The sequence below is a fragment of the Labrys okinawensis genome (assembly GCF_047345005.1).
Lineage (GTDB): Bacteria > Pseudomonadota > Alphaproteobacteria > Rhizobiales > Labraceae > Labrys > Labrys okinawensis.
The window spans coordinates 3,214,482-3,240,243 of record NZ_CP178864.1 but is presented as its reverse complement, the minus strand read 5'-3'; the positions used below and the strand labels follow the sequence as shown (position 1 = coordinate 3,240,243).

Below are 25,762 nucleotides of genomic sequence, written 5' to 3'. Positions count from 1 at the left end.
GACCGACGGCGCGCGCTGCGCCGCTCCTTCACCACCGCATCCGCAGAAAGGAACCACAACCATGGCACAGATCGGACAGTTCACACGCGAGGCGAACGGCTTCTTCGGTCGCGTTCACACCCTCACCCTCAACCTCGAACTGACCATCGTTCCCGCCGAGCCGAGCGACGCCGAGAACGCGCCCGACTATCGCGTCCTGCGCGGCGCGGAGGATGGCCCCGAGGTCGGCGCCGGCTGGACGCGCAGCAGCGACAAGGCCGGCGAATACATCTCGCTTCAGCTCGACGATCCGACCTTCGACGAGCCGATCCGTGCGCGCCTGTTCCAGAACGGCGACGACGCCACGTCGTGGTTGCTGCATTGGGGCCGTCCGCGCGAACGCGGCGAAAGGGCCTAGTCGATGCCCCACCGCGACATCTCCATCGCTCCATGGCTGCGCTTCCGCCGCAGCTGCCCGGAGGACGGACGGCGAGGTTCCGCCCGCCGCATCGCCCTCCTTCTCCTTTCCGGCCTCCTCCTGCCGGCCTGTTCGATCACACCGGCAGTTGCGCAGGCAGATACCGCCGTGGCGGCCATTCAGGCCGATCCCTACGCCGCGCACGTTGCCGAGGCTTCGAAGCGCTTCGGCGTGCCGAGCGCCTGGATACGCGCGGTGATGCGGCAGGAGAGCGCCGGCGACGTGAAGGCCGTTTCCAGCGCAGGCGCACGCGGTCTCATGCAGATCATGCCCGATACCTGGCAGGAGCTTCGCACCCGCTGGGCTCTCGGACACGATCCTTTCGATCCGCGCGACAACATTCTCGCGGGCACGGCGTATTTGCGCGAGCTGCATGATCGTTTCGGCTCGCCCGGCTTCCTTGCCGCCTACAATGCGGGGCCGACGCGCTACGAAGCCTACCTTTCCGGACGCCCATTACCCGCCGAAACCCGCGCCTATGTCACAGCGCTCGCCCCTCTTATCGGCGGCGAGCCACTGAGTGATCCGACGCCGCGCCGCGCCGCCGCGATCACGCTGGAAACGCTGCCCTGGCGTCGCGCGGCGCTCTTTGTTCAACCTGCCGTCCGCATCGCAGTTGCAGAACCAGTGCAGCCAAACGGCGACACAGGGGCAGCAGCCGAGAACGCTACCGTGCGCGATGTCTCCGCAATCACACCCCGCTCGAACGGCCTCTTCGCCGTGCGCATCGGCGCGGGAGGTGCGAAATGACCGGGATCGCAGGCCGGCGTGGTCTGGCGCAGCTTCGGAAAGGATCGGTGCGGATCAGGAGAAGCGCGAAGAGCAACGACAGAGGAAGGCGAGATAAAAGGCCCTGCCCGCAACGCTGTAAGCCATTGGCATGGCTTGCGTTTTGGCGGGCATGCCGGTCGGTCGCGGGCATACTGCCCGAATTTTTCCAGCGTTTTCAACGCTGCGATATGCACGGAGCGATCTTTGCTCGGCCCGGAGCACCGGCATGAGCGAACGCGACAGCGACTTCCGCATCAAGCCGGGCCGCATCCGCTCGACGCGGGCGACGGGGACAAAGAGCTTCGTCAATCAGGTTCTCGCCGCCGCGCAGCGTGCCGGCCATACCTCCGGCGGAGCACCAACAGGGAAATCTGGCCGGCACCTCGGCCACTCGACCTTCGGGCGCGGCCGCAATGTCTTCGGCCGCTCCCGCATCTTCTCGTCACAGCGCCGCGTCGTCATCAAGGCGCGCATCGCCCGTCATACGGGCAAGGCCTACCGATCCGCGCCGCTGACCAGCCACGCCGCCTATCTCAAGCGCGAGGGCGTGAGCCGGGACGGCGAGAAGGGCGTCATGTTCGACGCCAATGCCGATCGCGCCGACGACGTCGCTTTCGCCGAGCGGTGCAAGGACGACCGGCATCATTTCCGGTTCATCGTCTCGCCGGAGGACGCGGCCGAGATGACCGACCTCAAGGCGTTCACCCGGGACCTCGCCCGGCAGATGGAGGCCGATCTCGGCACCCGTCTCGACTGGGCGGCCGTCGATCACTGGAACACCGACAATCCCCATGTCCATCTTCTGGTGCGCGGCGTCGACGAGACCGGCGCTGATCTCGTGATCTCGCGCGACTATATCAGCCGTGGCCTTCGCTACCGCGCCGAGGATCTGGTCGACATCGAGCTCGGCCCGAAGCCCGAACACGAGATCCGCAGCGCCCTTGAAAAAGAAATCACCGCCGAGCGCTGGACCCGCATCGATGGCGAGATTCAGCGCGCCGCCGACGAGACCGGCTTTCTCGATCTGCGGCCCGAGCAGCACGGTCCCTCCGATCCCGAACTGCGCCGCCTCATGGTCGGCCGCCTCCAGCATCTCGAAAAGATGGGCCTGGCCGTCCAGGGCGAGCCCGGCCAATGGGTGGTCGGGCTCGAAGCCGAGCGCGCGCTGCGCGATCTCGGCATTCGCGGCGACATCATCAAGACCATGCACCGCGCCTTCGCCGAACGCGGCCAGGATCGCGGCTTCTCGGACTTCGTCGTTGACGGTAGCACTGCCGGCGCGCCGATCGTCGGCCGTCTCGTCGATCGCGGGCTGCATGACGAGCTGAGTGGTGAAGCCTATGCCGTCATCGACGGTGTCGACGGGCGCGCGCACCATGTCCGCTTTCGCAACGTCGATGCCTTCGAACATGCTCCGGCCAATGGCGGCATCGTCGAGCTTCGCCACTTCGGTGGCCCGGACGACCCGCGCCCGACTCTCGTACTCGCCACGCGCTCCGATCTCGACCTTCAGGCACAGGTCACCGCACCCGGCGCGACCTGGCTCGACCATCGCCTGGTCGAGCGCGAGGCGATGCCGCTGTCGCAGGCAGGATTCGGGCGGGAGGTGCGCGACGCCATGCAGGCCCGCGCCGAACATCTCGCCGATCAGGGACTGGCGCGTCGTGACGGTCAGCGCATCGTCATGCAGCGCGAACTCCTCGCCACGCTCCGCCGGCGCGAGCTTGATGCCGTCGGCGAGAAGCTCTCGGCCGAGACCGGCCTACCCCATGTGAAGGCGCAGGCCGGCGAGCATGTCGCGGGCGTCGTGCGTCAGCGTCTCACCCTCTCCTCCGGCCGCTTCGCCATGATCGATGACGGTCTGGGCTTCCAGCTCGTCCCCTGGTCCCGCGACCTCGAACGCAAGCTCGGCCAGCACGTCGCCGGCGTCACCAAGGAGGGCGGTGGCATCGAATGGGCGATCGGCCGCAAGCGCGATCTCGGCATCTGACAAGGACAAGAAAAGGAGTTCGCCATGTCCGCGACCAAAATCCTCTGGGGGCAGATCACCGTCGTCTTCCTGATCGTGATCGCCACCACCTGGGCCGCCACGCAATATGTCGCCTGGCAGCTGGGGTTTCAGGCGCAGCTCGGAACGCCCTGGTTCATGCTCGCCGGCGTGTCCGTCTATTACCCACCCGCCTTCTTCTGGTGGTGGTATTTCTTCGACGCCTATGCGCCCGACATTTTCAACAAGGGCGCTTTCATCGCCGCCTCCGGTGGCTTCATCGCCATCGCCGTCGCCATCGGCATGTCCGTCTGGCGCGCTCGCGAGGCTAAGAATGTCGCCACCTACGGCTCAGCACGTTGGGCCGAGAAGAAGGAGGTTGAGGCGGCCGGCCTGCTCGGGGCGGACGGCGTGGTTCTGGGCAGGCTGGAACAGGACTATCTGCGCCACGACGGGCCAGAGCATGTCCTGTGCTTCGCGCCCACCCGATCGGGCAAGGGCGTCGGCCTGGTTGTGCCCTCGCTCCTGACCTGGCCGGGTTCGGCCATCGTTCACGACATCAAGGGAGAAAACTGGCAGCTCACTGCCGGTTTCCGCTCACGGCACGGCCGCGTGCTGCTCTTTGATCCGACCAATCCGAACTCTGCCGCCTACAATCCACTGCTCGAGGTCCGTCGCGGCGACTGGGAGGTGCGCGACGTCCAGAATGTCGCCGACGTTCTGGTCGATCCCGAAGGCTCGCTCGACAAGCGCAACCACTGGGAAAAGACCAGCCACTCGCTCCTCGTCGGCGCGATCCTGCATGTCCTCTATGCCGAGGAGAACAAAACGCTCGCCGGCGTCGCCGCCTTCCTCTCCGACCCGAAGAGGTCGATCGAGGCGACGCTCGCCGCGATGATGACGACGAAACATCTCGGAGCGGCCGGCCCTCACCCGGTCGTCGCCTCAACGGCGCGCGAGCTCCTCAACAAATCCGACAACGAGCGATCCGGCGTCCTTTCGACCGCCATGTCCTTCCTCGGCCTTTATCGCGATCCGGTCGTCGCGGAGGTGACAAGCCGATGCGACTGGCGCATCGCCGATCTCACCACCGAGGCCAAGCCCGCCACGCTCTACATGGTCGTGCCACCCTCGGATATCTCGCGGACCAAGCCGCTGATCCGTCTCGTCCTCAACCAGATCGGCAGGCGGCTCACCGAGGATCTCCATGCCAAGGAGCGCAAGCACCGCGTCCTGATGATGCTCGACGAGTTCCCGGCGCTCGGTCGCCTCGACTTCTTTGAGAGCGCGCTGGCCTTCATGGCCGGTTACGGGATCAAGAGCTTCCTCATCGCCCAGTCGCTGAACCAGATCGAGAAGGCCTACGGCGCCAACAATTCGATCCTCGACAACTGCCATGTTCGCGTCAGCTTCGCCACCAATGACGAACGGACGGCCAAGCGTGTCTCGGATGCGCTCGGCACGGCGACTGAGATGAAGGCGATGAAGAACTATGCCGGCCACCGACTCTCGCCCTGGCTCGGCCACCTGATGGTGTCGCGCTCGGAAACTGCACGGCCCCTGCTCACGCCGGGCGAGGTCATGCAGCTTCCCCCAACCGACGAAATCGTCATGGTCGCTGGCACCGCCCCCATCCGGGCGAGAAAGGCGCGCTATTACGAGGATGCGCGCTTCCGCGAGCGCGTGCTGCCGCCGCCCGACCCGAAGAAATCCGGGCGCACCCGTCATACGGATGGCTGGTCGACGCTGCAACCGCAGAAACCCGACCCCGCGCTGATGGCGGCGCAGGCACCCGACACCGCCAATGCCGGCCTGCGCCGCGAACCCGAGCTTCCCGATCACGTCGCCATCGTCAAGGAGACCACCGATCAGCGCCCGGCAGAGGAATTCGCACACATCCTCGATGACGAGCCGGAGGACGTTGCGCGCCAACGCCAGGCACTGCGCCGCCAGATGACCGGCGTCGCTCGCCAGGTCTCGCTCGATCCCGGCGACGGCATGGAGCTCTGAGACCATGCGTGATCGTCTCAACCTCACCCTGCCCGTTGAGCTCATCGGGCGCATCAATGAACTGGCCGATCGCAAGAAACTGCCGCGATCCGCCATCGTCGAGGCGGCGGTCACATCGTTCCTCTCGCCCGACCACGCCGATGTGCGCGAGGCGGCGTTTGCCCGGCGGCTCGATCGGCTGTCCAGACAGGTCCAGCGGATGGAGCGCGATCTCGGCATCACTGCCGAGACGCTGGCGCTGTTCGTGCGCTTCTGGCTGTCGATCACGCCGCCCTTGCCGCCGGACGCCCAGGCTGCAGCGCAGGCCAAAGGGCGAGAGCGGTTCGACGGCTTTGTGGAGACTCTCGGCAAGCGGCTGCAGAAAGGTCAGAGCTTTCTGCGCGAGATCCCGGATGATATTGCAGCAGGCCCTGGTAGCGACCAATCGGGGTGAAACGATTTCCACTCACGGCATCGTTTCCATACTTTTCACGATGATAGGTCTATTCGATTGCGGCTTTCTGGAAACTTCGTTTTGCTGCAGCGGCGAACTCGTAGGCGGAAATCGCAGGAAGCCCCTCGAAGAACGGTCCGCAGTAGTGTGAGGATCGATCGTCATTTGCCTGGACCGCCACCGCCCTATTCACATCGCAGGGGACGTGGCTGCTCTAAAATACATCACTTGAATGAATCACTTTCGACGATGCTGAATTCTTGCGGTCCGCGAGGCCCACGACGATAGGAGCGGCCGTTGATGCGGAGGAAACAGTGACTGCTCGAATCAGCGCGACTAGTCTGCGCGAATGCGGTTCGCGGCCTCCCTGTAGTTGGCCCAACGCTTCCCTCTGGCACTCGACAGGATTCCTGTCGGCCCGAACAAGACCTCGCGTTCGAAGGCTATTGTAGTATCTGTCCGAGAAACTTCTTCGTGCGCTCGTGCTGGGGGTGGTCGAAGAAAGCAGAAGGCTTGTTCTCTTCGACGATTTTTCCCCCATCCATGAATATCACTCTGTCCGCTACCTGCCGGGCGAACCCCATCTCATGAGTAACGCAGATCATCGTCATACCGTCGTCGGCAAGGCCGACCATAGTATCCAGCACCTCCTTCACCATCTCGGGATCAAGGGCCGATGTCGGCTCGTCGAACAGCATGATGTCGGGCTGCATGCATAGAGCTCGTGCGATCGCCGCACGCTGCTGCTGTCCGCCTGACAGCTCGCTCGGATGCTTGCTCGCCTGGTCGGCAATCCGGACTCGTTCGAGGTAACTCATGGCAAGTTGCTCGGCATCGCTCCGAGATGTCTTCCGAACATTTCTAGGTGCCAGCGTGCAGTTTTCCAGGATGGTCAGGTGAGGAAAGAGATTGAAATGCTGGAAAACCATGCCGATATCGCGCCTCGTCTCGTCGATACCACGGCCACCGTCAACGATCTTTCCGCCTACCTCAACCCGGCCCTGTTGAAATCGCTCGAGGCCGTTCATGCACCGAATAAGCGTGGACTTCCCCGAGCCTGACGGGCCGCATATCACGATCCGCTCGCCCTTGGTGACCGAGAGAGCTATATCTCGAAGAACCTGCATATCTCCGAACCACTTGCTGAGATCCCGGATTTCGATCGTCCCCATACAAGAATTGTCGTTGGTCCGATCGCTTGCGTCACGCGCGCTATGGATATCTATCCTGATCATTTTGCCTGTTTTTCTCGTATGGAAACATCGGATTCTTCAGGGCGTCGACCTTGGACATCTATCTTTATCTCCAAGGCATCGTGTCGCCAGTACTCGTGGTCGAAGGAGAACGGCATGCCGTCGGCGTCGTCGGTAATCCGCCGCACAAACAGACCGGGAGTGCCGTGCGCGAGACGTAGGTCACGGGCATGAGGATCGCTTAGAGCCGTCGGATGCAGATACAGCTCGCGGCGCCGAAGAAGGATTCCATACTCCCGTTCGTAGACGGTCGCCAACGAGATGTCGGTCGAAGCCAGTTCGACCAGTCCAGGGCACCGCCTCTCGATCACGTGCGAAATCTCGACGAACACGGGTCGGTTGTCGATGAAACGCAACCTGCGAATGATGACGAGCTTGGTTCCTGCTTCTATTCCCAGCGAACTCGCAATCGCAGCGTCCGCAACCATGCTACCCGTCGAAAGAACCTTGGCTCCGGCCACGCGTCCCTGATCGACCACGGCCTTGGTGAAGCTGACGTCGCGCGACGGATCATAGAAAAAACGTGGGGGTGAGAGATACCAGCCCGATCGGTGGAAGCGATAAATGAAGCCTTCGGCCTCCAATTGCCAAAGCGCCTTCCGCACAGTCATTCGAGCGACGCCGAGATGATCCGTCAGCCAGCGCTCGGAAGGAAGCTGACCGTTCGGTTTCAGCCTTCCAAGGGCGGTGCCCTCGTCGACGAGGTGCCGGATGCGCTCGGGCACCGTAGAAAGCTGGTCGGGGTCGGACATATGTTCAAACTGGTTCTCAATCATGTCTTCTCTTCAGGAGATCGGAAGATGGCGTCCGGACCGCAGTTCGAGCCAGCGGGCCAGACGAAGCAGCGGGAAGCAATACGCGAAATAAAGTAGCGCCACCGCCCCGTAGACGAAGAATAGATCACGCGGCGCCCGCATCGCGATCACGTCTCCGGCTCGCACCAATTCACCTATCCCTACGACGCTGACGATGGAAGTGCTCTTGACGATGATGACGTAGAGCCCCCCGAGCGGCGGAACCATCAGCCGGCGCGCCTGTGGCAGCACGACAAGCGACAGACGTTGTCGCAGCGTAAGACCTAGTGCCTTCGCAGCCTCTATCTGCCCTAGCGGAACCGCCTCCATCGCGCTGCGCGTGATTTCCGCGGCGTAGGTCGAGGTGTAAATCGAAAGGGCGATGACGGCGGCCGTTGCTGCGCTCATGTCGAAAATGCTGAGCCCAGTGCGGGGCAGGACGAAATAAACGATGTAGAGTTGCACAAGGAAGGGCGTACCCCGGACGACGTGAATGAGAAGACCGATTGCTTCTGCGAGAATTCGGATGCGCAAAGCTCGCGCGATACCGAAAAAGAAGCCGAGGACGGTTCCAATGAACAGCGTGACCAGCGAGAGGGCAATGGTCGCAGCGAGCCCGGAGAGGAGCTGAGGGAAGGCGTGTAGAAGCGTTACCATTTCCGAGGCTCCGCTCTCTTCTGCGACTTCCGCTTGGTTACGATGGCGACCAAGCCGAGAGACATCAGATAAATGACCAGATAGCAGGCTGCGATCGTCAGGAATCCTTCATTCGGGAGTAGACGGTCGTTCATAGTCGCGGTGCCGGCTCCGGTGAGATCGACTATTCCAACGAAGCTGACGATCGACGAGTCCTTGATCAGCATCGCCGTTTGTCCGATCAAAGGCGGAACGACATGTCGGATCGCCTGCGGCAGGATGACGAGGCGAAAGGTCTGCCAGGCGCTCATTCCCAGAGCGCGCGCGGCCTCGCTCTGTTGTCGGGATACGGATTCCAAGCCAGCGCGGAGGATTTCGCCGAAGTATGCCGCCCCATTGAAACCTAAGGCAATTACCCCTGCCTCGAACGCCGTCAGCCTTCCGATCAATGGAAGCGGCCCCAGCGCGAAGTAGAGGACGTAGAGTTGTATCAGGAGCGGCGTGCTACGGACCGCCTCGACATAAGCCACGACGGCACGCTTCACTAAGATGCCGCCGAACGTCCGAGCCGACGCCAGGGCGATACCAAGTACGAGGGCGAGCACGAATGCCGCCCCCGATACCTCGATCGTAACAGCCAGACCGGCCGCGAGTTGAGGCAGGCTTTCCGCCACGACTCGATAGTTATAGAAACCGATCAGCCAGTTCATGACGATTAAAGGTTATCCTTCCGCCAATCGTCGGATCGACGCCAGTAGTCGGCCCATTTCTCGATCTTGCCGTCACGCTTGGCCCAATAGAGCCAGTTGTTGATCCAGGCGATCAGATGCGTTTTCTCCGGGGTGACGGCAAAGGCTTCCGGCCACTGGTAGAGATCGCCTTCGAGGATCTTGAAAGTGTCGCCGTAGGACAAGAGGTTGGAGCGTGCGGCAGAACGAACGTTGATGACCGCGTCGACACGGTCGGAATCGGCAGCCTGGGCGAGCGCGGGGCCCGCGCCGGCCAGCTCCACGATGGAGGCGTTCGGGAACTGGTGCTGCAGGATCTGCTTGTTGCTCGACCCTTGGGCAACGCCGATGCGCAGACCCGCCTTATTGAGTTCCACGGCCTTCTGGAAGCCCTTGGATGTTTTTGCGTAAAGGATCGCGGGCTCTTCGTAGAACGTGTCTGTGAACGTCATCTGCAAAGCGCGCTGCGGCGTCGGTGCCATGTCGGCGGCTACGAAGTCGACTTTACCAGAGACGGCAGCCGGGATGAGGCCGCGAAAGTCGTAGTCCTTCATCACGAGCTTGACGCCCATATCGGCGGCCATCAACTTCAGCATGTCGATGACGAAACCGACGCGTTCGCCGTTCTTGTTGACGAAGCTGACGGGAGGTCCCTGCGTCTGTACTGCGACGATCAGTTCGCCGCGTTTCACGATCTCTTCCACAGCATCGCTCGTCGCGGTTTGCGCCGTGGCGGAATGATAAGGAGAGAGCGCCGCGACCAGCGCAATCCCTATTGATGCGATCCAATTTGTCTTCACTTCTGAGCCCTCACTAGATAGTTGATCCACCATCTGGACTAGCCCAGTTATGTTGCAGGATTGTGACGCGTGCAAGTTCGCTCAGACATCGGCCCGATATTTTTCGAGCGCCGGTCTATCTAGTTCGATGCCGAGCCCCGGCCGAGCCGGCACCCTTACCCCGCCGTCATGGACACTCCAGGGTTCGCCGATGATGAGGTCGTTTTCCGCGTAGTCGATCAGTGACTGCGAAGGTCGCGAGATGGCAGAGGAAGAGATGCCGACATGGCACATTGCGGCCCAGCTAATGCCAAGCTCCCACATCGCACGAAGCCAGGTGCCCCGGCCCATTCGAGACATATCGTTCATGTGGCGCATGAGCGTGGAGAGGCTGCCGAAGATGCAGATATCGGGCACCGAGGCTCCGATGTTCGGGAAAGCCCGGAGGACGTCCACGTCGACGCAGTGCGAGGAAACGTTCACTCCAAAGGCCTTGGCCAGTCGGTCTATCCCGGCCAGCGACCTCACTGGCTCCTCAAAATTGTCGAGCCGCTGGTCCGCCACCTGCTTCAGAACTTCGGCGGCGGTCTCCTCGTCATAGGTCTGGTTGGCATCGACAGCGATCGGAAAGTCATCTCCTACGGCCTTCCGGACGGCCCTAATTGTAGGGATATCTACGTGCGATCGATAGCGGGCGATCTTGAACTCGAAATACGTGGCCCCTCGATCCTCGACCGCCTTTTCAGCCTGTTCCGCAAGCACCCTCGGCACGTCCTTCTCGCTGAAACCTTCCTCTGGATCTGGCGGATAACCGAAGGCTGCGAATTGCGCCCGCTCGCGAACCGCACCACCAAGGAGCTCGTACAGCGGCTTGCCCTGCGTCTTTCCCGCGATATCCCACAGGGCGAGGTCGATCGCCGCATATGCAAGGGTGTCGCAATGGCGCTCCGGAAAGCCGAAGTCCAAGGGCCTTAGGCAACGTCTACGTAGCTCGTCATGATCGTCCGCCTTGGCACCTATTAGCAGAGGCGCGAAGCGTTTCGAGATGGTTTTCGCCGGCCACAGACCGCGAGCCTCACCCAGGCCCACGATCCCGTCGGCAGTTTCGATCTCCACGATGGTCCGGTCGAGATGTTCTCGTCGAACCCAGCGAGCGGCCTCTCCCACGATGACGGGGACGAGTACGGGTGTCGCTGTGACCCGCGTTATGACATTGCTCATCATGATACTCCGCAAAAGATCCAACAGCGCGTAGCATCATAATCTGGGCTAGTCCATATTGCCCGGATCGGTTAGTCTAGAACAGCCTATAGAAACTTTGGCCCTCGCATTTTTGCAGCGACGATCCACGATGGTCGCTCTTAGCAGCGCATTCAGGCCAGGCCGTCGAAATGATTGATCGCGAAGCTGAAGAATTACGCGGACTTCTTCGACAATTCGCGCTCTCGGAAATAGGACGCCACGACAACATACGAAGCTGTTTCATCGTCTTTGAATGCTGCTCCGCCGTTCGCCTGTATTTGTACGCTACGCTACGACGGCCACTCAAATCTATTGAAGCCGCCCAATATATGGCTCTTTTAATCATCCCCGATCGGGAGCCGCGCGTCGCGCAACCCGCAGGAGAACGGGGACGACGTGGCGACTTCTCAAGGAATTTCCGAAGCGACTTTGCGTGGTGCGCGCATGCTGCGCACGGCACTCGGCCCGGCCATTGCCGGTTTCCTGGAAGACCCGACCATCGTCGAAGTGATGCTGAACCCAGACGGGCGGCTCTGGATCGACCGGCTTTCCGGCGGGCTTGAAGACACTGGCCACGCGCTTTCTGCGGCAGACGGCGAGCGGATTGTGCGCCTCGTTGCGCACCATGTCGGCGCCGAGGTCCATCCCGGCAGTCCGCGCGTCTCGGCCGAGCTCCCCGAAACGGGAGAGCGCTTCGAGGGGCTGCTGCCTCCCGTGGTTACCGCCCCGGCTTTCGCCATCCGCAAGCCTGCCGTCGCGGTGTTCACGCTCGACGACTATGTCGCAGCCGGCATCATGGTCAAAGCCCAAGCCAAGGCCCTGCGTGGAGCCGTCGCCGCCCGCGCCAACATCCTGGTCGCCGGCGGCACTTCGACCGGCAAGACCACCCTCACTAACGCGCTTCTCGCCGAGGTCGCCAAGACCTCCGATCGCGTCGTCCTGATCGAGGATACCCGCGAACTGCAATGCGCAGCGCCCAATCTGGTCGCGCTGCGAACCAAGGACGGTGTTGTCTCTCTTTCCGATCTCGTCCGGTCCAGCCTTCGCCTACGCCCGGACCGCATTCCCGTCGGCGAAGTGCGCGGCGCCGAAGCGCTCGACCTCCTCAAAGCCTGGGGCACCGGCCATCCCGGCGGCATCGGCACCATCCACGCCGGCACCGGCATCGGCGCGCTGCGCCGCCTCGAACAGCTCATCCAGGAAGCCGTCGTCACCGTCCCGCGCGCGCTGATCGCCGAGACGATTGATCTCGTCGCCGTCCTCGCCGGCCGCGGATCGCAACGACGGCTCGCCGAACTCGCGCGCGTCGAGGGCCTCGGCTCGGACGGCGACTACCGCATCACCCCGATCACCACCGGCAACGAAGGAGCCATCGCATGACCCTGTCCCTCTCCCGAGCAGCTCGCCGCATCCCGGCCGTCTGCTCGGTCGCCCTCATCTCGCTCGCGCTGGCCCCGGCCGCGCATGCCTCCGGCTCCTCGATGCCGTGGGAGCAGCCGCTGCAGCAGATCCTGCAATCGGTCGAAGGTCCGGTCGCCAAGATCATCGCGGTGATCATCATCATCGTGACCGGCCTCACACTGGCGTTCGGTGACACTTCGGGCGGTTTCCGGCGCCTGATCCAGATCGTGTTCGGCCTTTCGATTGCCTTCGCCGCGTCGAGCTTCTTCCTCTCCTTCTTCTCCTTCGGCGGCGGAGCGCTCGTCTGATGGATGAGCCAGTCCCGGGTTTCACCGCCCCAGTTCACCGCGCACTGACCGAGCACATCCTGCTCGGCGGCGCGCCGCGCGCGATCGCGATCCTCAACGGCACGCTCGCCGCCGCGCTCGGCCTCGGGCTGCGGCTGTGGCTCGTGGGGATCGCGCTCGGCCTCGTCGGACATCTTGCGGCCGTCTGGGCCGCAAAGCGCGACCCGATGTTCGTCGACGTGGTGCGCAGGCATCTGCGCATCCCCGGCCATCTCAGGGCGTGAGGTGGTCGCGATGATGAACCTTGCCGAATACCGCAACCGCAATGCCCGGCTCTCGGACTTCCTGCCTTGGGCCGCTCTCGTGCGAGACGGCGTCGTCCTCAACAAGGATGGCAGCCTGCAGCGCACGGCCCGTTTTCGTGGGCCCGATCTCGATAGCGCCGTGGCAGCCGAGCTAGTTGCCGTCGCCAGCCGCCTCAACAATGCCTTCCGTCGCCTCGGCTCAGGCTGGGCGATCTTCGTGGAAGCGCAACGCCATGCTGCTGGCCCCTATCCGGACAGCACCTTTGCCGACGCGGCCTCCGCCCTGATCGACGCCGAGCGTAAGGCCGATTTCGAGGAAGCCGGCGCACGTTACGAGTCCAGCTATTTCCTCACCTTCACCTATCTGCCGCCCGCCGAGGATGCCGCCCGCGCTGAAAGCTGGCTCTACGAAGGCAAGCCTGAGGCCGGCGTCGATCCGCGCGAGATCGCCAGCGGTTTTGTCGACCGCACCGATCGCGTGCTCCAGCTGGTCGAGGGCTTCATGCCCGAATGCGATTGGCTGACCGATGCGGAAACGCTGACCTATCTCCACGCCTGCGTCTCGACCAAGCGCCATCGCGTCCGCGTTCCCGAGACGCCAATGCATCTCGACGCCCTACTTGCCGATCAGTCGCTCACCGGCGGGTTGGAGCCACGCCTCGGCGACCAACATTTGCGCATTCTCACGATCGTCGGGTTTCCGAGCGCGACCACGCCCGGCATTCTCGACGAGCTCAACCGGCTCGCTTTTCCCTATCGCTGGTCGACGCGCGCGATCCTCCTCGACAAGGTCGACGCCACACGGCTGCTCACCAAGATCCGCCGTCAGTGGTTCGCCAAACGCAAGTCGATCGCGGCGATCTTAAAAGAGGTGATGACCAACGAGGCCTCAGTGCTCGTCGACACCGATGCGGCGAACAAGGCGGCCGATGCCGACCTCGCGCTGCAGGAGCTCGGCGCCGACTTCGCCGGGCAAGCCTATGTCACCGCGACGCTGACCGTCTGGGATACCGACCCGCGCATTGCCGACGAGAAGCTGCGCCTTGCCGAAAAGGTCATCCAGGGCCGCGACTTCACCTCGATGGTCGAAACCATCAACGCTGTCGACGCCTGGCTCGGCTCCTTGCCGGGCCATGTCTACGCCAATGTCCGGCAACCGCCGGTCTCCACCATCAATCTCGCCCACATGATCCCGCTTTCAGCGGTGTGGGCGGGGCCGGAACGGGACGAGCATTTCGCAGCTCCCCCTCTGCTGTTCGGCAAAACCGAAGGCTCGACCCCGTTCCGGCTTTCGATCCATGTCGGCGATGTCGGTCATACGCTGATCGTCGGACCGACCGGCGCCGGCAAGTCCGTGCTCTTGGCGCTGATGGCGCTCCAGTTCCGCCGCTACGCCCAAGCCCAGGTCTTCGCCTTCGACTTCGGTGGCTCGATCCGCGCCGCGACCCTCGTCATGGGCGGCGACTGGCACGATCTCGGCGGAGGCCTAAGCGGCGACATCAGCGAGCCGGTCCAGCTCCAGCCGCTCGCGCGTATCCATCATGTGCCGGAACGCGCCTGGGCTGCCGACTGGATCGTCTCCATCCTCAGCCGCGAGAGCGTGCCGATCACGCCGGAGGTCAAGGAACATCTCTGGTCGGCATTGACGTCGCTGGCGTCAGCGCCGGTTCACGAACGCACCATTACCGGCCTCACGGTCCTGCTCCAGGCCAACGAGCTGAAGCAGGCGCTGCGGCCCTATTGCGTCGGCGGTGCCTATGGCCGCTTGCTCGACGCGGAATCCGAACGTCTCGGTTCGGCCTCGGTGCAAGCCTTCGAAACCGAGGGTCTGGTCGGCACCGACGCTGCTCCCGCGGTGCTCGCCTATCTCTTTCATCGCATCGAGGACCGGCTCGACGGGTCGCCCACACTGATCATCATCGATGAAGGTTGGCTCGCACTCGACGACGACGGCTTCTCCGGCCAGATCCGCGAATGGCTGAAGACACTGCGCAAAAAGAACGCGAGCGTCATCTTCGCCACCCAATCGCTCTCCGACATCGATGGTTCGGCGATCGCGCCGGCGATCATCGAAAGCTGCCAGACGCGACTGTTGCTGCCCAACGAACGCGCGATCGAGCCGCAGATCACCGCGATCTACCGCCGCTTCGGCCTCAACGACCGGCAGATCGAGATCCTCGCCCGCGCCACGCCGAAGCGCGACTACTACTGCCAGTCGCGGCAGGGCAATCGGCTGTTCGAGCTCGGCCTGTCCGACGTCGCGCTCGCCGTCTGCGCAGCGTCCTCCAAACAGGACCAGGCGCTGATCAGCCAGGTCCATGCCCGCGTGGGGACCGAAGGCTTCCTCGCCGAATGGCTGCGCGCCCACGGCCTCGACTGGGCAGCCGACCTTATTCCGAACCTCACCAATGTCGCGCCGGCCGATACCCAACCGCCCGGCATCCCACCCCTCATTGAACAGGAGATTTCCCTATGAGGAACCGTCATCGCCCCTCCCTGCGCTCCGCCCTTGTGGCCGTCACGATGTTCGCCGCTCCGATCGCGGCGACATCGATCATGATCACGCCCGCGCATGCCCTCATCGTGTTCGACCCCTCGAACTACGCGCAGAATGTGCTGACCGCCGCGCGTTCGCTTGAGCAGATCACACACCAGATCACCTCGCTTCAGAACGAAGCGCAGATGCTGATCAACCAGGCGCGCAACCTCGCCAACCTCCCCTTCTCGGCCCTGCAGCAGATCCAGCAATCCGTTCAAAAGACCCAGCAACTGTTGCAACAGGCGCAGAACATCGCCTTCGACGTGCAGAAAATCGATCAGGTGTTTCAACAGTCCTACAAGAATATTTCGCTGTCGACCTCCGACCAGCAGCTCGTCACCGATGCCCGCTCGCGCTGGCAGAACACGGTGGGTGGTTTGCAGGATGCCATGCGCGTCCAGGCCGGCGTTGTCGGCAATATCGAGACCAACCGCGCGCAGATGTCGGCCATCGTCGGGCAGAGCCAGGGCGCTACGGGCGCGCTGCAGGCGACGCAGGCCGGCAACCAGCTCCTCGCTCTTCAAGCCCAGCAGCTCGCCGACCTCACTGCTGTCGTCGCCGCCAACGGTCGCGCCACTGCGCTGACCGAGGCGGAGCGCACTGCCGCCGCCGAACAAGGCCGTGAGCAGCGCCGCCGCTTTCTCACGCCTGGCTCCGGCTACCAGCCGGGCGACGCGAAAATGTTCAACCGCTGAGGGCTTCGATCATGGATGGCAAGACCCTCGCGCGTATCGGAGCCGTCGTCTTCATCGCGGTCGCCGTCACGGCCGCCATGGTCGAGATGAACCGGAAGGACGACAACCCGGTTAGCGCAGCGCCCCCGACGCTTTCGCCCGTTACACCAAACCCGCTGCGCGAGGGTCTTCGCCGTTGCCAGGGGCTCGGCGAAGCAGCGCTGCGCGACCGCGAATGCCTGGCGCTCTGGGCCGGTGAGCGCGACCGCTTCCTCGGCCTCAAGCCTGCGCCGCCTGCCGCACCCCAGCCCGCCACCGAGACGCCGCTCACACCGGAGGCGCAGTGACCATGGGCAATACCGGCGTCATCGATCAGTTTCTCGCGACCTTCACCCGCTACATCGATTCAGGCTTCGGCCTTCTCAGTGGCGAGGTCGCGTTCATCGCCACGACGCTCATCGTCATCGACGTGACGCTGGCCGCCCTGTTCTGGAGCTGGGGCGGCGATGACGACATTCTCGCCCGGCTGGTGAAGAAGACGCTGTTCGTCGGCGTCTTCGCCTATCTCATCTCCAACTGGAACAACCTCGCCCGCATCGTCTTCGAGAGTTTTTCGGGCCTCGGCCTGAAGGCGAGCGGAACCGGCTTCACCGTTCAGGATCTGCTCCGCCCCGGCAAGGTCGCACAGACCGGGCTCGATGCCGGCCGTCCCCTGCTCGAATCCATCTCCGGCCTGATGGGCTGGATCTCGTTCTTCGAGAACTTCATTCAGATCGCCTGCCTGCTCTTTGCCTGGGCGCTCGTCCTGCTCGCCTTCTTCATCCTCGCGGTGCAGCTCTTCGTCACGTTGATCGAGTTCAAGCTGTCAACGCTCGCCGGTTTCGTGCTGATCCCCTTCGGCCTCTTCGGCAAGTCCGCCTTCATGGCCGAGCGCGTGCTGGGCAATGTCATTTCCTCCGGCATCAAGGTGCTGGTGCTCGCCGTCATCATCGGCATCGGCTCGACCCTGTTTTCGCAGTTCACGGCGGGCTTCGGCGGTCAGAATCCGACGATCGACCAGGCGATGGCGATCGTGCTTGCGGCGCTCTCGCTCCTCGGTCTCGGCATCTTCGGCCCCGGCATCGCCAATGGCCTGGTCTCGGGCGGACCGCAGCTTGGTGCGGGCGCTGCGGTCGGCACGGGGCTTGCCGCCGGCGGCGCTATGATGGCTGCCGGAGGCGCTGCTAGTCTCGCCGCCCGTGGTGGCGCAGCCGCCCTTTCCGGTACGGCTACCGCGGCGCGCGGCGGCGCTTCCATGGTGGGAGGCGCATCGACCGCCTACACGCTGGGATCGGCCGGTCAGTCCGGTAAGGCCGGCATCGCATCCGGACTTGGCGGTGTCGCTCGCGCCGGTGGTTCCGCTGTCGCCTCTCCGTTGAGGCGCGCCGCTTCGCGCGCTGACCACTCCATGAAGTCGAGCACTGATGCCGGGGCGAAGTCCGCCTTCGAGGTCACCGGCGGCTCATCGACCATGGGCACGGTCGGCGGCTCTACCGAAGCCGCGAACGACGCTTCCTTCTCAGGATCTGCCGCCTCCGGCCGCGCCGCCGGCAGCCCGCCCGATTGGGCCAAGCGGATGCAGCGCTCCCTGCGCGTCTCTCACGGCGTCCAGACAGCCGCCCATGCCGTTCGCTCCGGCGACAGCCATGGCGGCGGCTCTTCCATCAAACTTTCAGAGGGGAACTGACCCATGAACATCTTTCGACGACCGACAACCCATTACGGCAAGACGCCCGAACCGGAGACACCTTATCAGCGCGCCGCCCAGGCCTGGGACGAGCGGATCGGCTCGGCCCGCGTGCAGGCGAAGAACTGGCGCTATATGGCCTTCGGCAGCCTGATCCTGTCTGCCGGCTTCGCTTCCGCCCTCGTCTGGCAATCGGCGCGCGGCACCGTCGTTCCCTGGGTCGTGCAGATCGATCGGCTCGGACAAGCGCAAGCGATCGCACCTGCCGTCGCCGATTACCAGCCGACCGATCCGCAGGTCGCCTGGCATCTCGCCCGCTTCATCGAACAGGTCCGCGCGATCCCCGCCGACGCGATCATCGTCCGGCAGAACTGGCTGCGCGCCTACGAGTTCACGACGGCGGCTGGCGCCATGGCGCTCAACGACTATGCCCGCGCCAACGATCCCTTCGCGACGGTCGGCAAGCAGCAGATCGCCGTCGATGTCTCCAGCGTCATCCGTGCCTCGCCGACGAGCTTCCGCGTCGCCTGGACGGAACGGCGCTATCAGGACGGCTCGCTGGCCGAGACCTCGCGCTGGACCGCCATTCTCACCGTCGTCGTGCAGGTCCCGCGCGACGCCGAAAAACTCCGCGCCAATCCGCTCGGAATCTACGTCAACGCCATCAACTGGTCGAAGGAGCTTGGTCAATGATCCGGCCGTCTAGCCTGACCGCCGGAAACCCGGCGAACCGTTTCATCGAGATTGTACATTCACGGATCGCCGCAAAGGCGGTTTTCCGCAAAGCCTCATTTCCGCTTCTCCTGCTTGCCACCTCGGCATTGGCAGGCTGCGCGACGACGAACCCGCCGCCGGACATCGAATACGACAATGCGGCACCGGCCGTGCAGACCATCGATCCGCCGATGCCAGTGCGCGTCGTTGAGCTGCCGAAACCGCTGCCGCTACCGGGTCAGATGAAGCCAGTCGAGCGATCCCGTCAGGCAGCGGAGGCCAACGATCCCGCCGCCCGCGTCAATCAGGCCAATGCCGCCGCGCGTGTGCAGCCTGTGCGCAACGGTTTCATCAACTCGATGCAGGTCTATCCCTTCACGCAAGGGGCGCTCTATCAGGTCTATACCGCAGTCGGGCAGATCACCGACATCGCGCTCCAGCCCGGCGAGCAGCTTGTCGGCTCCGGCCCGGTCGCGGCGGGTGACACGGTACGCTGGATCATCGGCGACACCGAGAGCGGCACCGGCGCGACGAAGCAGATCCACATCCTGGTGAAGCCGACACGGCCGGAACTCACAACCAATCTCGTCATCAATACGAACGTCCGCACCTATTACATGGAGCTGCGCTCGACGGAGCGCACCTACATGGCCTCGGTCTCCTGGCAGTATCCGCAGGATCAGCTCATCGCGCTGCGCCGCCAGAACGCGCAGGCTGAGGCCGTTCAGCCCGTCTCATCCGGCGTCGACCTCGCCAATGTCAATTTCCGCTATGCAATCGACGGTGATCGCGCGCCGTGGCGGCCGCTACGCGCCTTCGACGACGGACGCCAGGTATTTATCGAATTCCCGCGCGGCATCGGCCAGGGCGAAATGCCGCCACTCTTCGTGGTTGGCCCCGAGGGTAAAACCTCCGAACTCGTGAACTATCGTGTGCGCGGCCATCACATGATCGTCGACCGGCTCTTCGCCGCGGCCGAGCTGCGCTTCGGCTCCAGTGACCGCCAGAAGCGCGTGCGCATCGTCCGCACCGACGGAAGGCCAGCGTCATGAGCGGGAGTGATGCCGGAAAGGAGAAGAACGCGTCCGAAGACGGCGCTCTGCCGCTCACCGGCGAACCCGCGATGCGGCTTCGCCCCGAGCCGCCCCGTGTCACGCGGTTGTCGCGCAAGGTGCTCACTGGGCTTGGCCTGGTCGCCGGCATCGGTCTCGGCGGCGCTCTGATCTATGCCTTGCAGACGCGCGACGCCGGCAAGCCCGAGGAGCTAATCTCGACCGACAACCGCGCCACGGCGGACGGCCTCGCCGGCTTGCCGAAGGACTACACCGGCCCGGTCCTCGGCCCGCCCCTGCCCGGCGATCTCGGCCGCCCCATCCTCAATGCCCAGAATGCTCTCCCACCACCTGGGATCGCGACACCCAATCCGGGCTTGAGCGCCGAGGAGCAACGCCGCCTGCAGGAGCTCGAATCCGCGCGCACGGCGAAGCTCTTTGCCCCAACGGAAACGCGGCCAGCGACGAGCGGTACGCCCGCCGCTGCGCAGACAGCGCCCGCAGCTCAACCCGTGCCGGATCTCGCCGCGCTCGGCCTCGGCGTTCAGCCATCGACGCCGACAGCTGTCGAGAGGCACAACGCCTTCCTCAATGCGGCGCCAGACAAGCGCACGGTGTCGCCCGACCGTGTCGCGGCGCCCGCTTCGCCCTATGTGCTGCAGGCAGGCGCGATCATCTCGGCCGCCCTCATCACCGGCATTCGATCCGACCTTCCGGGCCAGATCACGGCGCAGGTCACCGAAAACCTCTATGACAGTCCGACCGGCCGCTTCCTGCTCGTGCCCCAGGGCACGCGCATCATCGGCCAGTACAGCAATGATGTCGGCTTCGGGCAGCGCCGGATCCTGCTCGTCTGGAACAGGCTGATCTTCCCGAACGGGCGCTCCATCGTGCTCGAGCGCCAGCCTGGCGCCGATGCCGAAGGCTATGCCGGTGTGGAGGACGGTGTCGACTACCACTGGTGGGATCTCGCCAAAGCCGCCGGCCTCTCGACACTGCTCAGCGTCGGCGCCGAGCTTGCCGCCGATAACAATGATCGCCTGATCAACGCCATCCGCAATGGCGCGCAGGACACGACCAACGATGCCGGCCAGCAAATTGTTCGGCGACAACTCAACATCGCGCCGACGCTGACGATCCGGCCCGGTTTCCCGGTGCGTGTGATTGTCACGCGCGATCTCGTCCTCGAAAAATATGGAGCGACGCAATGACCAAGCTGAAGCTCGGCCCGATCGCCGACGAAAAGCCCGTGAAAGTGACTCTGGAGCTTCCGGCGTCCCTTCACACGGACCTCAAGATTTATGGCGAGCTATTGGCCGACCCAGGCACGGCTCCCATTGAGCCGGTGCGGCTGATCGTGCCGATGCTGGAGCGATTCGTCGCGACCGATCGGGGCTTTGCCAAAGCCCGCCGGGCAAAACCTGGCAGGATCGAGCCGTGCCAACCAGGCTAACGTTTATGGCGGTGATGCTCTCGCCAGCGTTTTCGCAAGACTGAGCAGTCGGCGCAGTGCTGGATTGTCGTTCTTCGGTGACCAGACCGCGCTGAACGGCAGCACTTCACCCTTGATCGGGCGGTAGCAGATATCCGGAACCTGCGTGGCAATCGTCGCTTCGCTGGTCACGGTCAGACCACGCCCTATTGCAACGAGCGACAGGAGATTGTGACGGTCGACTTGTTGCGATTGGATATTCGGGTGGTGGCCAAGCGTCGCAAGCCGCTGGACCAGATAGTCATGAATTTCCTGACCGGGCGGGACGTCACTGACGATAAACATCTCACCGGCAAGGTCGTGCCAGGTCAGTGCTGTTTTCCTCGATAGTGGATGGGCTTCCGGGAGCACCGCGAAGACCCGTTCCGACCAGAAATGCTCGCTGTCGCAATCGGGCCAGTCCCGGGTTCCGGTCACGAAGGCGATATCGAGTTCGAGCTGGCGGATCGCGGAAACATGATCGGCCGGATTGCCGTCAACGAGCTCCATCTGCACCGCGGCATGGGACTGGTCATATTGGCGCAGCAAATCCGGCAAAAACCCTGACGAGAGCGAGGAGAAGATCCCGATCCTCACCACGCCCATTTCCGCCCGGCCGATCATTGCGATATCGTCGCCACTCTCGCCGATCTGACGGTCAATCTCGCGGGCGCGCTGGAGGAACCTTTGTCCGGCGAAGGTCAGACGGGCGCCGGCGCTGTGCCTGTGAAACAGCGATGCGCCGAGATTGTCCTCAAGATCACCGATGCGTCGGCTGATGGTCGATACCTGAACGCCCAGCGCACGCCCCGCCTTGCGAAAGCTTCCCTGCTCCGCCGCGGCCAGGAAATAGCGCAGATGACGAAATTCGATAGAAGAGCGATGCGCCTTGGCCACGGGCGCACCTCATGCGTTCTCGCCGACTTGCGCGGTGAGCACGGCAAGAAAGCGTTCTGCCGCAATCTCCGGCAGGCCAGAATTGTCGATATGGACGACATCGGGACCGTCGACCGGGTGTTGATCGCCTCGGAGCAAACGCTGCCGGACACTTTCCAGGCTTTCGCGTCCGCGTTCGACCAGGCGCTTCGCCAACACCTCCATTGGCGCGGTGACGTTGACCACGAGCAGCTGCGGATAGCGCCGCCGGGCGTCCGACAGAACGGCGCGCGAGCCGTTGGCCACCACGACGTCGCCGCGTTCCAGCCAGCCATCGATCTCGGAACGGATGCCGTAGGAGAGGCCATGCGCCTGCCATTGAAGGGCAAATCGACCTTCGAGAGCACGTTGATCGAACTCGAGCCGGTCGACGGGTTCGTGGTCCTCGCCGGCACCTGCCGGCCGGCTGATGATACGACGCACGAAATGAAAGCGCGGATCAGCCCGAAGCCGGTCGCGCGCATAGTCGATCAGGGTGTCCTTCCCCACGCCACTGGGGCCTACGACGAGGACGAGCCGGCCGCAAACTTCCATGAGATCACACCGCCGCCTTGAGGATCGCGCCGGTCTTCAGCGCGAACTGCGATCGGACGACGAAATCGGCATTGCGATGCTCCTGCACGAACAAAGACAGGGCATCGATATGATAGTCTTCGGACAGATACGGCTGGAAGATCGATTCAAGGCGGCCCCGCATTGCTGCTCGCCCTTCTTCCGGGATGCGGTTGGTCAAGGTCATATGGAAGCGGAACCGGTCCGAGACGTAAGGGTAGCCCCATGTAACGAGGTTGGTCATCTCGACCTCGTCGAGTTCACTGTTCATCCGCCGCTTGAGATCGTCTCCGTCCATCGGTGCGCGGAAGTGGTCGAACTCCTCGACGAGGCGGGAAGCAAAACCCCGTAGGGTGGGCAAAGGGTGGGCCGGAACGAGAGCGAAGAAGCCGCCGATGAGGTCAATCCGCATCGGCCCGATCGGGCAGGCTTGCGTCTTTGCAGCAAAGCCACGCAAGGCCCTCTCGAGAGCTTCGACGGAAGCTCCTTCCTTGAGGCGAAACGGTGCTTTGATGGTCGCGTGGAACCCATATCGACGCGGTTCGGATATGAATGCGGCCTCATTGGCGGCGGCTGTGCTGGTTCCCGGCGCGAAAGCATCCCGCCCGAGCCACGTCCTAGCCGCCACCGTCAATGGGTGTTCTGGCGCCGGCGTATAATAGATCGCATAGCGGGAAGTGAGTGTTTCCGGCATCAGACAGCGACCTTCCGCTCCATCCACTGAGGCAGCGCGTCGCTCACCGGTGCTTTCCCGACCTCGAACAGCACGTCGGCAACCGCTTCACGGACTTCCTCATCGTGGAAAATCCCCACCACTGCGGAGCCGCGCGCCTTGGCCTCATCGATCAGCGCGATGACGGTTGCTCGGTTTGCGGCGTCAAGCGATGCTGTCGGCTCGTCCAGCAGCAAAATCGGATAGTCGACGACAAAGCCGCGCGCGATGTTGACACGCTGCTGCTCACCGCCTGAGAAGGTCGCCGGCGCAAGAGACCAGAGGCGTTCTGGTATGCGCAGGCGGGTCAGCAGGCCAGCAGCTTTGCCATGCGCCTCCTCGACACACATGCCGATTGCGATCGCCGGCTCAGCGACGACATCCAGGGTGGGCACGCGTGGGATAACCCGGAGGAACTGGCTGACATAGCCGACGGTGGAGCGCCTTAGTTCGATTACTTCCCATGGCTCCGCCTTGGCCAAATCGACTGATCCACCATCGTGGTGAAGGATGATTTCGCCGGAATCGAGCTTGTAGTTGGCGTAGAGTGAACGCAGAAGCGTCGACTTGCCCGCGCCGGACGAGCCATGCAGGCAAACGCATTCTCCCGCTCCGACATCCAGAGAGATATCAGCGAACACCGGAAGCACGGTTCCGCCCTGGGTATGAAGTGTGAAGGTCTTCGACAATCCGCGCGCGCTGATGCGTGTAGCCATTGTTTGGTTCTCCTTTCAGGCTTGCAGGACGGATGAGACGAGAAGCTGCGTATAGGGATGATGGGGATCGTCGAGGACCTGGTCGGTCAGCCCCTCCTCGATCACACGGCCCCTTTGCATGACCATCAGGCGATCCGCCAGAAGCCGCGCCACGCCGATATCGTGTGTCACCACGATCGCGGCGATGCCCATTTCGCGCACCAGCTTGCGAATGAGATCTAAAAGCTTTGCCTGGACCGAGACGTCGAGCCCGCCCGTCGGCTCGTCCATCAAGACCAGCCGCGGATGCGTCGCCAATCCCCGGGCGATCTGAAGACGTTGCTGCATCCCGCCGGAAAAAGTCCTCGGTAGGTCCTCGATACGGTCGGCATCGATGTTGACCCGCTCCAGCCATTCAAGAGAGGTGTCGCGCAGGGTGCCGTAATATCGTTCGCCATTTACCAACAATGGTTCCGCAATGTTGCCGCCGGCACTGACGTTAAGCCGGATGCCGTCTCTCGGGTTCTGGTGGATGAGCGAAATAGCAGACGGGAGAAACTGTTCGCGCAGCGCCTCGTCCATGGCCCACAGGTCGACCATCTCGCCCTCGCTGGAAATATGGATGGTACCGGAACTCGGTCGCTCAGCGCCGGCCAAACACTTGAGAAGGGTGGATTTTCCGGAGCCACTCTCGCCGACAACCCCGAGCACCTCGCCTCTGCGAAGCGACAGTGAAACGTCGCAGCAGGCCGTCATGGCTCCGTAGTCCTTGCGAACCGAGTCCACTTTCAGGACCTGTGTAGATCGCTGCTTCATTGCTCATTCCTTTCGCGCCTGTCCGTGCAATAGGACGTGTCGGAACAGACAAAAGCGCGTGTGCCGTTGTCATCCAGCAAGACTTCGTCGAGGTAGCTGCCCGCCGCTCCACAGAGCGAGCAACATTCACTCCACCGCTGGACGGTGAACGGGTGGTCGGCAAAATCCAGGCTCTTCACATCCGTAAAAGGCGGTATGGCATGGATTCTTCGCTCGCGCCCCGCTCCGAACAGCGCCAACGCTCGGCTTCGATTGAGCTTTGGATTGTCGAATTTCGGGATTGGCGAAGGGGACGCCAGGTAGCGACCGTTGACCATCACCGGGTAGTCGGTGACGATCGACACCCCGCCATGGCGAGCGATGTCCTCGTAAAGCTGCACATACATGGCCCCGTAACGCGCGAAGGTATGCATTTTCTTCGTCACAGCTTCCTGGGCCACCAGCCGCCGGAGAGGATCAGGGTTCGGCACCTGAAAAACGATGATCTGATCTTCGGTGAGCGAATCCTCCGGAATTCGATGTCGGGTCTGGATGACGGTGGCCTCCGTCGTCCGCTCTGTCGTGACGACGTCGGAAACCTGGCTGAAGAATTGGCGGATAGACACGGCATTCGCAGTGTCATCGGCGCCCTGATCGATCACCTTTAGCCGATCATCCGAACCGATGATGCTCGCGGTAACCTGCATCCCTCCAGTTCCCCAACCGGGCGGCAGCGGCATCTCACGGCTGCCGAAGGGCACCTGATAGCCGGGAACGGCGACCGCCTTGAGGATTGCCCGCCGGATCATCCGT

Annotated in this window: 28 protein-coding genes; 16 read left to right on the top strand and 12 right to left on the bottom strand. The window is 63.4% G+C overall.

From position 1 onward, the window contains the following. The first annotated feature begins 61 nt into the window (after nt 1-61). The 5 genes from ACMDCR_RS15135 to ACMDCR_RS15115 all read left to right on the top strand — a co-directional run bounded on the left by ACMDCR_RS15135 (nt 62) and on the right by ACMDCR_RS15115 (nt 5,658). The gene (locus ACMDCR_RS15135; protein WP_413993296.1) at nt 62-397 is read left to right on the top strand and encodes a DUF736 domain-containing protein; all 336 of its coding nucleotides are present in this window, start codon (nt 62-64) and stop codon (nt 395-397) included. Between the two features lie 3 nt (nt 398-400). Beyond that, nucleotides 401-1,207, top strand: a complete 807-nt coding sequence (locus tag ACMDCR_RS15130; RefSeq protein WP_413993295.1) for a lytic transglycosylase domain-containing protein — start codon at nt 401-403, stop codon at nt 1,205-1,207. A gap of 247 nt (nt 1,208-1,454) precedes the next feature. Beyond that, entirely contained in the window at nt 1,455-3,218 is a 1,764-nt protein-coding gene (locus ACMDCR_RS15125) for a relaxase/mobilization nuclease domain-containing protein (RefSeq protein WP_413993294.1), read from the top strand. A 24-nt stretch (nt 3,219-3,242) separates the two neighbouring features. Continuing rightward, the gene (locus ACMDCR_RS15120) at nt 3,243-5,225 is read left to right on the top strand and encodes a conjugal transfer protein TraG (protein ID WP_413993293.1); all 1,983 of its coding nucleotides are present in this window, start codon (nt 3,243-3,245) and stop codon (nt 5,223-5,225) included. Nucleotides 5,226-5,229: 4 nt separating this feature from the next. After that, entirely contained in the window at nt 5,230-5,658 is a 429-nt protein-coding gene (locus ACMDCR_RS15115) for a ribbon-helix-helix protein, CopG family (RefSeq protein WP_413993292.1), read from the top strand. A 443-nt stretch (nt 5,659-6,101) separates the two neighbouring features. On the opposite strand, the gene ACMDCR_RS15110 is transcribed toward ACMDCR_RS15115, so the two are convergent. The 6 genes from ACMDCR_RS15110 to ACMDCR_RS15085 are packed head-to-tail and all read right to left on the bottom strand — an operon-like array spanning nt 6,102 to nt 11,072. Further along, the gene (locus ACMDCR_RS15110; protein WP_413993291.1) at nt 6,102-6,830 is read right to left on the bottom strand and encodes an amino acid ABC transporter ATP-binding protein; all 729 of its coding nucleotides are present in this window, start codon (nt 6,828-6,830) and stop codon (nt 6,102-6,104) included. A 59-nt stretch (nt 6,831-6,889) separates the two neighbouring features. After that, on the bottom strand, nt 6,890-7,687 hold the full coding sequence (locus tag ACMDCR_RS15105; RefSeq protein ID WP_413993290.1) for a GntR family transcriptional regulator: 798 nt from the start codon (nt 7,685-7,687) through the stop codon (nt 6,890-6,892). A gap of 9 nt (nt 7,688-7,696) precedes the next feature. After that, nucleotides 7,697-8,362 (bottom strand): amino acid ABC transporter permease, encoded by a 666-nt coding sequence (locus tag ACMDCR_RS15100; RefSeq protein ID WP_413993289.1) that lies wholly within the window; start codon nt 8,360-8,362, stop codon nt 7,697-7,699. Next, on the bottom strand, nt 8,356-9,051 hold the full coding sequence (locus ACMDCR_RS15095) for an amino acid ABC transporter permease (protein ID WP_413993288.1): 696 nt from the start codon (nt 9,049-9,051) through the stop codon (nt 8,356-8,358). The genes ACMDCR_RS15100 and ACMDCR_RS15095 overlap by 7 nt, the downstream gene beginning before the upstream one ends. A 5-nt stretch (nt 9,052-9,056) precedes the next feature. Next, a complete protein-coding gene (locus tag ACMDCR_RS15090) occupies nt 9,057-9,902 on the bottom strand; it encodes an ABC transporter substrate-binding protein (RefSeq protein ID WP_413993287.1) in 846 nt (281 codons plus the stop codon). A gap of 48 nt (nt 9,903-9,950) precedes the next feature. Beyond that, nucleotides 9,951-11,072 (bottom strand): mandelate racemase/muconate lactonizing enzyme family protein, encoded by a 1,122-nt coding sequence (locus ACMDCR_RS15085; protein WP_413993286.1) that lies wholly within the window; start codon nt 11,070-11,072, stop codon nt 9,951-9,953. Between the two features lie 462 nt (nt 11,073-11,534). On the opposite strand from ACMDCR_RS15085, the gene trbB reads away from it, so the two are divergent. From trbB to ACMDCR_RS15030, 11 genes are read left to right on the top strand one after another with little or no spacing between them, the layout of a single operon-like run. Continuing rightward, complete coding sequence (gene trbB / locus ACMDCR_RS15080) at nt 11,535-12,470, top strand: P-type conjugative transfer ATPase TrbB (protein WP_413993630.1); 936 nt, start codon at nt 11,535-11,537, stop codon at nt 12,468-12,470. Beyond that, nucleotides 12,467-12,799: a TrbC/VirB2 family protein gene (locus ACMDCR_RS15075; protein WP_413993285.1), complete on the top strand. Its 333-nt coding sequence runs from the start codon at nt 12,467-12,469 to the stop codon at nt 12,797-12,799. Before trbB ends, ACMDCR_RS15075 begins: the two co-directional genes overlap by 4 nt. Beyond that, nucleotides 12,799-13,062, top strand: a complete 264-nt coding sequence (locus tag ACMDCR_RS15070; protein ID WP_413993284.1) for a VirB3 family type IV secretion system protein — start codon at nt 12,799-12,801, stop codon at nt 13,060-13,062. Before ACMDCR_RS15075 ends, ACMDCR_RS15070 begins: the two co-directional genes overlap by 1 nt. 10 nt (nt 13,063-13,072) lie before the next feature. Beyond that, on the top strand, nt 13,073-15,559 hold the full coding sequence (gene trbE, locus ACMDCR_RS15065) for a conjugal transfer protein TrbE (RefSeq protein ID WP_413993283.1): 2,487 nt from the start codon (nt 13,073-13,075) through the stop codon (nt 15,557-15,559). Then, nucleotides 15,556-16,317 carry a P-type conjugative transfer protein TrbJ gene (trbJ, locus tag ACMDCR_RS15060; protein WP_413993282.1) on the top strand — a complete coding sequence of 254 codons (762 nt, stop codon included), beginning with the start codon at nt 15,556-15,558 and terminating at the stop codon, nt 16,315-16,317. The genes trbE and trbJ overlap by 4 nt, the downstream gene beginning before the upstream one ends. Nucleotides 16,318-16,328: 11 nt before the next feature. Then, nucleotides 16,329-16,643 carry a putative entry exclusion protein TrbK-alt gene (gene trbK-alt / locus ACMDCR_RS15055; RefSeq protein WP_413993281.1) on the top strand — a complete coding sequence of 105 codons (315 nt, stop codon included), beginning with the start codon at nt 16,329-16,331 and terminating at the stop codon, nt 16,641-16,643. A 2-nt stretch (nt 16,644-16,645) separates the two neighbouring features. Beyond that, nucleotides 16,646-18,022: a P-type conjugative transfer protein TrbL gene (gene trbL / locus ACMDCR_RS15050; RefSeq protein WP_413993629.1), complete on the top strand. Its 1,377-nt coding sequence runs from the start codon at nt 16,646-16,648 to the stop codon at nt 18,020-18,022. 3 nt (nt 18,023-18,025) lie between these two features. Next, nucleotides 18,026-18,715 carry a conjugal transfer protein TrbF gene (gene trbF / locus ACMDCR_RS15045; RefSeq protein ID WP_413993280.1) on the top strand — a complete coding sequence of 230 codons (690 nt, stop codon included), beginning with the start codon at nt 18,026-18,028 and terminating at the stop codon, nt 18,713-18,715. Next, entirely contained in the window at nt 18,712-19,788 is a 1,077-nt protein-coding gene (gene trbG / locus ACMDCR_RS15040) for a P-type conjugative transfer protein TrbG (protein WP_413993279.1), read from the top strand. The genes trbF and trbG overlap by 4 nt, the downstream gene beginning before the upstream one ends. After that, nucleotides 19,785-20,999, top strand: coding sequence for a TrbI/VirB10 family protein (locus tag ACMDCR_RS15035; RefSeq protein WP_413993278.1), 1,215 nt, complete (start codon nt 19,785-19,787; stop codon nt 20,997-20,999). The genes trbG and ACMDCR_RS15035 overlap by 4 nt, the downstream gene beginning before the upstream one ends. Continuing rightward, entirely contained in the window at nt 20,996-21,241 is a 246-nt protein-coding gene (locus tag ACMDCR_RS15030; protein WP_413993277.1) for a DUF2274 domain-containing protein, read from the top strand. Before ACMDCR_RS15035 ends, ACMDCR_RS15030 begins: the two co-directional genes overlap by 4 nt. A 3-nt stretch (nt 21,242-21,244) precedes the next feature. Here the strand turns inward: ACMDCR_RS15030 and ACMDCR_RS15025 are convergent, their stop codons facing one another. From ACMDCR_RS15025 to ACMDCR_RS15000, 6 genes are read right to left on the bottom strand one after another with little or no spacing between them, the layout of a single operon-like run. Continuing rightward, nucleotides 21,245-22,156 (bottom strand): LysR family transcriptional regulator, encoded by a 912-nt coding sequence (locus tag ACMDCR_RS15025; protein WP_413993276.1) that lies wholly within the window; start codon nt 22,154-22,156, stop codon nt 21,245-21,247. Between the two features lie 9 nt (nt 22,157-22,165). Continuing rightward, on the bottom strand, nt 22,166-22,729 hold the full coding sequence (gene phnN / locus ACMDCR_RS15020; RefSeq protein WP_413993275.1) for a phosphonate metabolism protein/1,5-bisphosphokinase (PRPP-forming) PhnN: 564 nt from the start codon (nt 22,727-22,729) through the stop codon (nt 22,166-22,168). A 4-nt stretch (nt 22,730-22,733) separates the two neighbouring features. After that, entirely contained in the window at nt 22,734-23,468 is a 735-nt protein-coding gene (locus tag ACMDCR_RS15015; RefSeq protein WP_413993274.1) for a DUF1045 domain-containing protein, read from the bottom strand. Continuing rightward, a complete protein-coding gene (phnL, locus tag ACMDCR_RS15010) occupies nt 23,441-24,175 on the bottom strand; it encodes a phosphonate C-P lyase system protein PhnL (protein WP_413993273.1) in 735 nt (244 codons plus the stop codon). The genes ACMDCR_RS15015 and phnL overlap by 28 nt, the downstream gene beginning before the upstream one ends. A gap of 15 nt (nt 24,176-24,190) precedes the next feature. Continuing rightward, nucleotides 24,191-24,970: a phosphonate C-P lyase system protein PhnK gene (gene phnK, locus ACMDCR_RS15005; RefSeq protein WP_413993272.1), complete on the bottom strand. Its 780-nt coding sequence runs from the start codon at nt 24,968-24,970 to the stop codon at nt 24,191-24,193. Beyond that, a complete protein-coding gene (locus ACMDCR_RS15000; protein WP_413993628.1) occupies nt 24,967-25,758 on the bottom strand; it encodes an alpha-D-ribose 1-methylphosphonate 5-phosphate C-P-lyase PhnJ in 792 nt (263 codons plus the stop codon). The genes phnK and ACMDCR_RS15000 overlap by 4 nt, the downstream gene beginning before the upstream one ends. Nucleotides 25,759-25,762: the final 4 nt, after the last annotated feature.